Source organism: Arthrobacter sp. SIMBA_036 (assembly GCF_046535135.1).
Taxonomy (GTDB): domain Bacteria; phylum Actinomycetota; class Actinomycetes; order Actinomycetales; family Micrococcaceae; genus Arthrobacter.
Genome location: NZ_JAWRXG010000094.1, coordinates 1 through 304 on the forward strand (window position 1 = coordinate 1; position 304 = coordinate 304).

The 304-nt window shown below is 62.8% G+C and carries 1 protein-coding gene; it reads left to right on the forward strand.

Annotation, left to right across the window (positions count from 1 at the left end):
• The coding region (locus tag SB659_RS19270; RefSeq protein ID WP_410551555.1) for a DUF1365 family protein at positions 1 to 304 on the forward strand (304 nt) is incomplete at both ends.

Consider the following 304-nt stretch of genomic DNA (forward strand, 5'->3'; position numbering starts at 1 on the left):
GCTTTCGGACAGCGGGCTGCGGCAGAGCTGCAGCAAGCTTTTCCATGTTTCTCCCTTCATCGGCATGGATATGGACTATCACTTCCGCATGCTTCCGCCGGGCGACGAGATCCGCTGGCGGATCCTGGAGACAGATCGGCAGGGACCGCTGCTCGCGGCGACCTTCTCCGGCGCGATGAAGCCACTCGCCAGCGCCACCCTTGCGGGGCTGACGGCGCGCATTCCCTTCCTGACCTTCAAGATCGTCGCCGGCATCCATTGGGAGGCGCTCAAGCTCTGGATCAAGGGGGCGAAATACATCTCG